Source organism: Pseudomonas sp. PS02290 (assembly GCF_029960075.1).
GTDB lineage: Bacteria > Pseudomonadota > Gammaproteobacteria > Pseudomonadales > Pseudomonadaceae > Aquipseudomonas.
Genome location: NZ_JASCOY010000050.1, coordinates 1 through 2,943, shown reverse-complemented (window position 1 = coordinate 2,943; position 2,943 = coordinate 1). Strand labels below are relative to the sequence as shown.

Sequence of the window (2,943 nt, the reverse complement as noted above, 5' to 3'; positions counted from 1 at the left end):
ACCCTAGTTGTAACAGCGTTGAAACAGGGCGTAGGACCAGCGATGGCCCTTCGCCCTTTTTTTATGATAAGAATGGTAATGAGAAACGTTCTTTGTTACATTTTCACGCTTTTTTGACATTGGTGGTCAATTTTGGGGCTTTGCCCCGTGTGATTTTAAAGGGAGGGGGAGTTCGGATGGCGAGCAATAACAAGGGTCAATTCAAGGTCAATGCCTTGGCAGCGCTGGTCGCAACGGTCGCCTGTCACGGCGCAGCATGGGCGGCGGATGCCCCGGCCAAGGCCGAGCAGGGCGCCACTATCGAACTGCAGAATTCGGTGGTCAGCGGTGAAGCGCCTGAAGGGCAGGAAACCGTCGGCTATCAAGTTAAAAACAGCACGGCGGGCACCAAGACCAGCACACCGCTGTCGGAAACCCCTCGCTCGGTGTCAGTGGTGACACGCCAGCGCATTCAGGATCAGGGCTCACAAAGCCTGACCGACATCCTCGGTTACGTCCCCGGCATCTTCGCCCCGCCCTTTGCCGTCGGCGACGGCCTCGCGGGCGACCTGTTCTCCATTCGCGGCTACAACGCCACCGACTACGGTTACGGCCTGCTCAAAGATGGCTTGCGTCTGCAGGGCAACCGCTACGACACCACCACCGAACCCTATGGCCTGGAACGCACCGAAGTGTTCCGTGGCCCGAGCTCGATCCTCTACGGCGAAAACGCGCCGGGCGGGCTGGTCAACCTGGTCAGCAAACGCCCGACCGAAACCGCCCAGGGCGAAGCCAAATTCACCTACGGCAGCAACAACCGCCGGCAACTGTCCCTCGACGTCTCCGGCCCGCTGACCGACGACAACCGCATCCTCGGCCGCGTGGTCATGCTCGGTCGCAACGCCGACACCCAGGTCGATTCGGTACCGGACGACCGCATTTACATCGCGCCGTCGATGACCTTCAACTTCGACGAAGACACCGCGCTGACCCTGCTGTCGTCATACCAGCGCGACCGCACCAAGCTGCTGCTCGGCTACCCCGCTGCGGGCACCTTGCTGAACAACGTCAACGGCAAGATCGGCAAGGACCAGTTCAACGGCAACCCGAACTGGGACGACTTCGAGCGCGAAACCTGGACCCTGGGTTACGAGTTCAAGCACCAGCTCAACGACACCTGGCAGTTCCGCCAGAACTCGCGCTTCATGGAATCGCGTCTGGACCGTCACGAGACCTGGCCGAACAACCTGAACAACGCCGGTTTCGGCAGCACCCTGACCAGCACCGCGTACGATCGCGACAACAAGTCCATCACCTACTCGCTGGACAACCAGTTCGAAGGCCACTTCACCTCAGGCGCCCTGGACAACACCGTGCTTCTGGGCGCGAGCTACGACCGCACTTCGTACAACCAGGACTGGGCGGCCGGCAACGGCGGCACGTTCAACGCCTTCAATCCGGTGTTTCCGTCGGCCAAGCCGCGCATGCTCGCGACGGTTCAGAACTCGCAGCTGGATCAGCAGATGTACGGCGTTTACGGCCAGTTGCAGAGCAAGTACGACAACTGGATCTACCTGTTGGGCGGGCGTCAGGACTTCGTCAACAGCCAGTACCGCAACCGCGCCGGCACCATCAGTGGCGTATCGGACCTGGACGGCTGGGACCATCGTTTCAGCTGGCAGACGGGTTTGATGTACCAGTTCGAGAACGGCATTTCGCCGTACGTGAGTTACTCGACGGCGTTCACGCCGGTGCAGCAGTCGTCGCAACCGAACGGCGAGTTGCTCGATCCGATTCTCAGCGAGCAGTACGAGATGGGTCTGAAGTACGAGCCGGCTGGCTGGAACACAACGTTCAGCGCAGCGGTGTTTGACCTGACCAAGACCCACGACGTGATTTCCGGTTCCAACGGCTTCAGCCGTCAGATAGGCAAGAGCGAGTCCAAGGGCGTGGAGCTGGAGGTCAACAGTGACGTGACCAAGAACCTGAGCCTGACGGCGTCGTACACCTACACCGATGCGCGGGTGACGAAGGACAGTCCGGGGTCGTTGTACGAGGATCATCAGTTGACCGGCATACCGCGTAATCAGGCGAGTACGTGGGCGACGTATCGCTTCCTCGACGGTCCGATGAGCGGTTTCCGTGTGGGTGGCGGGGTGCGTTATTTCGACAATACGTTCGCGTATACCGCGCCGACGCTGTACGGGAAGTTGAAGACGGGTGATGTGACGCTGGTGGATGCGTTGGTGGGGTATGACATCGATAAGCATTGGTCGGTGGATGTGAATGCGAAGAATCTGTTCGACAAGAAGTATGTGAGCGGCTGCAATAACGCGGGTCGGTGTTATTGGGGCGAAGAGCGGACCGTGCTCGGGACTGTGGCGTTCCGCTGGTAACGCGCCAGGCTCGAGAAGATCAAGAGCGTCTGCCTAGGGGCAGACGTTTCGCCTTCGGCGAGTTACTTGGAAAAGCACCCCAAGTAACCAAAGGTGCTTGCTCCTGGTTGGGCCCGACTTCGTCGGGTTCCTTCACTCCGGTCCCGCTCCGTGGGCCCGCGCCGAACGGACATCCATGTCCTGACGGCGCTCTCGCGGCATCCATGCCGCTCGGCCCACTCCGCGAAACCTCCATTCAGCCTGCACCCAAGTCGCGATGGGTGTCGTCTGGACTTCCTGTGTACGAAGATCAAAAGCAACGGCAACGGCAACGGCAACGGCAATGGCAACGGCTTCCCGGCTGAAGCCAGTCCTACAGGCGCGCGCGGTCTGATTGGTGGGACCGGCTTCAGCCGGGAAGAGGCCAGCCCAGGCGCCAACAATTGTGCTGATCGCACCCCCTCCCTGCATTGATCGAAAGGCTTCCCGGCTGAAGCCGGTCCTACAGTCGATGTCACTGCCGATCCCACTGGACGCATGCGATGCCTTGGTAGGACCGGCTTCAGCCGGGAAGAGGCCAGCTCAAGCG

The 2,943-nt window shown here is 60.6% G+C and carries 1 protein-coding gene; it reads left to right on the top strand.

Features of this window, described 5'->3' with window-relative positions; all coding sequences use genetic code 11:
* Window positions 1–176: 176 nt before the first annotated feature.
* Window positions 177–2,375 (top strand): TonB-dependent siderophore receptor, encoded by a 2,199-nt coding sequence (locus tag QMX88_RS19280; protein WP_282371857.1) that lies wholly within the window; start codon window positions 177–179, stop codon window positions 2,373–2,375.
* Window positions 2,376–2,943 lie beyond the last annotated feature (568 nt).

Excerpts from the sequence above, each read along its gene's own strand:
- QMX88_RS19280 (WP_282371857.1), top strand. The coding sequence starts at position 177 with ATGGCGAGCAATAACAAGGGTCAATTCAAGGTCAATGCCTTGGCAGCG.